Source organism: Terrisporobacter sp. (genome assembly GCF_017888745.1).
Lineage (GTDB): Bacteria > Bacillota > Clostridia > Peptostreptococcales > Peptostreptococcaceae > Terrisporobacter.
In genome coordinates this window covers 1-4,267 of sequence record NZ_JAGHFM010000206.1, presented here as the reverse complement: position 1 = coordinate 4,267, position 4,267 = coordinate 1, and the positions used below count along the sequence as shown (strand labels likewise).

General features: G+C 27.7%; 3 protein-coding genes. All 3 read left to right on the top strand.

Features of this window, described 5'->3' with window-relative positions:
* Positions 1-337 precede the first annotated feature (337 nt).
* The gene (locus J7G74_RS10000) at positions 338-1,507 is read left to right on the top strand and encodes an SIS domain-containing protein (RefSeq protein ID WP_297134800.1); all 1,170 of its coding nucleotides are present in this window, start codon (positions 338-340) and stop codon (positions 1,505-1,507) included.
* A 43-nt stretch (positions 1,508-1,550) separates the two neighbouring features.
* Positions 1,551-2,402, top strand: coding sequence for a class II fructose-1,6-bisphosphate aldolase (fba, locus tag J7G74_RS09995; RefSeq protein ID WP_297134799.1), 852 nt, complete (start codon positions 1,551-1,553; stop codon positions 2,400-2,402).
* A gap of 261 nt (positions 2,403-2,663) precedes the next feature.
* Positions 2,664-4,267 (top strand): BglG family transcription antiterminator (locus J7G74_RS09990; RefSeq protein ID WP_297134796.1); only part of this gene is annotated, 1,604 nt, incomplete at its 3' end.

The following is a 4,267-nucleotide window of genomic DNA, read 5'->3' as shown; positions in this document are numbered from 1 at the left end:
GAAGTAGAAGAGTTACTTAAACTTTCAAATGCTTGCGGTATAAGTAATGCTCTTAATATAGAAACAGGGTTTGTAAATTTAGAAGAGATTGAAAAATATAAAGATTTAGTTAAAGTAAAAAAGTTAATTTAGGCCAAATGTAATAAAAATAAAATATTTTAGTGTTGACAAAAAAGTAAAAATAATTTATATTTAGTGGTAACTACCACTTGGGAGATAATAAATTTTTAACCAAAATAGTTAGAGTATGATATATATTCTTTTATTTTTTTTGAAAAAGTGGTTATAACGACATTATCAATATTGGTTGTCAAAAATCTGAAGGGGGAAAAGTGATATGTTTAAATTAGAAGACCAAAAGTTAAAAGACTTAGGTGCAATAATAACAACAACAGAAATAAAGCAACAACCTGATTTATGGGCAGAAGCATATGAAATATATAGAAATAATAAAGAAAATTTAAATAGGTTTATAGAAAATATAGGCAAGAAGCATGGACAATTTAGAGTTATATTTACAGGTGCTGGAACATCGGCTTATGTAGGAAACTCAGTTCTTCCTTACTTAAAGAAGAAAAATGACATGAAAAAATGTATCATAGAAGCAATACCTACTACGGATATAGTTTCAAATCCATATGATTACTTAAAAAAAGATGTACCAACATTATTAGTTTCTTTTGCTAGAAGTGGAAATAGTCCTGAAAGTATAGCGGCTCTTAATTTAGGAAGACAAATTGTAGATGATTTTTATCATTTAGCCATAACTTGTGCCCCAGAAGGAAAACTTGCTCAAATGACTAAAAATGATGAAAATAACTACTTATTATTAATGCCATCAAAATCAAATGACCAAGGTTTTGCTATGACAGGAAGTTTCACTTGTATGATGTTATCTGCAATATTAATATTTGATGACTTAGACAGTGAGACAGAAAAAGCATATGTAGATTCAATAATAGAAATGGGAAAGAATGTAATATGCAGAAAAGATGAAATACATGAATTAATAAATAAAGATTTTAATAGGGTGGTATATCTAGGATCAGGAGGTCTAGGAGGATTAACACAAGAAGCTCAGTTAAAATTATTAGAACTTACAGCAGGAAAAATAGCTACAGGATATGATTCTTCAATGGGATTTAGACATGGTCCAAAGTCATTTATTGATGAAAATACACTTATATTTGTATTTGTATCTAATGACGAATATACAAGAAAATATGATCTAGATGTTTTAGAGGAAATAAATGGGGATAAGATTGCCAAACTTACTTGTGCAATATCAGTAGAAAATGAAGCTGATTTTTCAGGAATAAGATTTGGATTTGAAAATAAATATAGTAAATTACCAGATGTATACCTTGCATTCCCATATATATTATTTGGACAAACTATATCTTTATTTACATCAGTAAAGGTTAACAATAAACCAGATACACCATCACCAACAGGGACAGTAAATAGAGTTGTAAAAGGTGTAATAATACATGAGTATGATAAGTAAGAAGTTGAAGACTAATAGTTAAATAAATCTTGGAGGTATCGATATGGCATTAGTAACGACAACAGAAATATTTAAAAAGGCACAAGAAGGAAATTATGCAGTGGGAGCCTTTAATGTAGAAAATCTAGAAATGGTAATGGCTGTTATAGAAGCTGCTGAGGAATTAAATTCTCCAGTCATACTACAAACTACTCCATCTACTGTAAAATACGCAGGGCTTGACTACTATTTAGCAAATGCAAAAGTTGCAGCAGAAAGAGCGAAAGTGCCTGTAGCAATGCATTTAGATCATGGTTCAAGTTTTGAACTTGCAATGAAAGCTTTAAGAACAGGTTATACATCAATAATGATAGATGGATCTCATGAAAGTTTTGAAGAGAATATATCATTATCTAAATCAGTAGTGGATGCTTGTAAACCATCTTTTATACCGGTAGAAGCAGAACTTGGAAAAGTTGGTGGAAAAGAAGATGATTTAGATGGTGGAGAAGGTAGTGCTCATACAGATCCACAAGAAGCAAAAGAATTTGTTGAAAAAACTGGAGTTTCTTCATTAGCTATAGCTATAGGAACAGCACATGGTTTATATAAAGGTGAGCCTAAAATAGATTTAGATAGATTATCAGAAATAAAACAAGTAGTTTCAATACCATTAGTACTACATGGGGGGTCAGGTATACCTGATGAAATTATAAAAGAAAGTATAAGAAGAGGTATTACTAAAGTCAACTATGCAACAGAATTAAGAATTGCATATAGTAATGGTGTTAAAAAAGTTTTAAAAGAAGATCCTGAAGTTATAGATCCGAAAAAATATGGAGCAGCAGGACGACAATCAGTAAAAGAATTTGTAAAAGAAAAAATTGCTGTATGTGGATCTATAGATAAAGCATAAAAAATAAATACATATTATTTACAAAAATAATGGTGTAGTTTTTTCACATAATTAGTGAAAAATATCGGCTTTTGTCATTATAGTATTATATATATAATTAAATTATATAAAAAGTGAAAAATAGTCTTTAAATATGATAGTGAAATATATTGAGATATAAATTTCACTATCATATGGAAGAAATTGTATTTTAAAATAAAATGTTTTTTAGATAAAATAGTATTGTTAAAATATAACAATAAGATAGAGGGAGGTGGGTATATGAGAGAACGAATTATTATTGAAGAATTAAGAAATAGTAGTGAGTATTTAAATTTAGATTATTTTGCAAATAAGCTGGGTGTATCTACTAGAACTATTAGAAATGATATAAAGAATATAGAAAGTATAGATGAACGTAATGGTTTTAAAATAGAATACAAAGCAAAACTAGGATATATCTTAAATCTTAAAGATGAAGAAAAGTTAGATCATTACCTAAAAAGCCTACCCTCATACTTAATTGAGAATCCAGAACAACGAATAGAATCTATGATAGTAGAGCTTTTGGTAAATGAAGGCTATAAAACTATAGAAAAGTTGAGCAAGAAATTCCTAGTAAGCTCATCTCAAATTAAGAATGATTTAAAAAAATTAGATGAAAAGTTAAGAGATACAGGATTGAAGTTAGAACGTAAGGCCCATTATGGAATTAAGATAGAAGGATCTGTCAAATCAATTCAAATAATGTTAGTAGGACTTTATTCTAAAAAAAATAGAAATATAACAGAATATAGAAATAAAATAATTGATAATTCGAAATTAGATGATATCAGAAGTACAATAAAAAATGTACTTAATGAACATGATTTGGAAATAAACTTGACAGAACTTGAAGAAATATTAGCTCAGATTGTAATTTTATACATAAAGTCTAGTTTAAGAGATTTAGAAAATTTTAATACATTAAAAAGAGATGCAGAAAATTTAATGATAAGTGATTTGTTGGATAATATCTTTAAAGATAAAAAAAATTATCTTACTAGTAAGGAAACCGATTACTTAAAAGAGTTTATCAAACGCAAGACTAAAAATAAAAAAACTAAAATAATGAATGTTGAACAAAGTAAGCTTCAATATATAATACATGAATTTTTTAGAGGTGTAGATAAAAAATATAATACTAATTTTTCAGAAGATAAAGAGTTTTTTAATTTACTTTATTTACATATTGCATCTTTAATAGAGCGTGCCAAAAGGGAACATAACATAACGAATCCATTTTCAATTAAGATAAGTCAGCAGTATCCAACAGTTTTTAATTTGGCAATTCAGCTTTCAAAAGTTATAGAGAGTGAATATCATATAAAGATAAGCCAAGATGAGATAGGTTTCATAGCAACTCATATAGCTGTACCATTTGAGAAACGAGAAGAAGCTAGTTTTAATAAAAAATATAAAATAGCAATAATATGTTCATCAGGTGGAGGAAGTGCGTTTTTAATAAAATTAAAGCTGAGCGAAATTTTTCAAAATGCTGAAATAAAAACATTTTCTTTGTTAGCTGAAAAAGAAGTAGTAGATTTTTCACCAGATTTGATTTTTTCAATAACAAATCTAGAATTTAAAACAAATGCTCCAGTTATACTTATAAATGAAATATTGGATGAATTAGATTATTTAAATATTAAGGAAAGTGTAAGATTTGCAGATCGTATAGGTAGCATATCAAACCCTAAGCAATATATATTAAGTTTATTTAGCAAAAAACATTTTAGATGTATAGAAGAAAAAACTGATTATAAAGATATTCTTTACAATATGTCACAAGATATAGTTGATGAAGGTGTTTGTTCACCAAGTTATCCTAAAGATGTATGGGAAAG

What these genes read in the sequence shown, in the direction of transcription:
- J7G74_RS10000 (WP_297134800.1), top strand. Translation starts at nt 338, where the DNA reads ATGTTTAAATTAGAAGACCAAAAGTTAAAAGACTTAGGTGCAATAATA.
- fba (WP_297134799.1), top strand. Translation starts at nt 1,551, where the DNA reads ATGGCATTAGTAACGACAACAGAAATATTTAAAAAGGCACAAGAAGGA.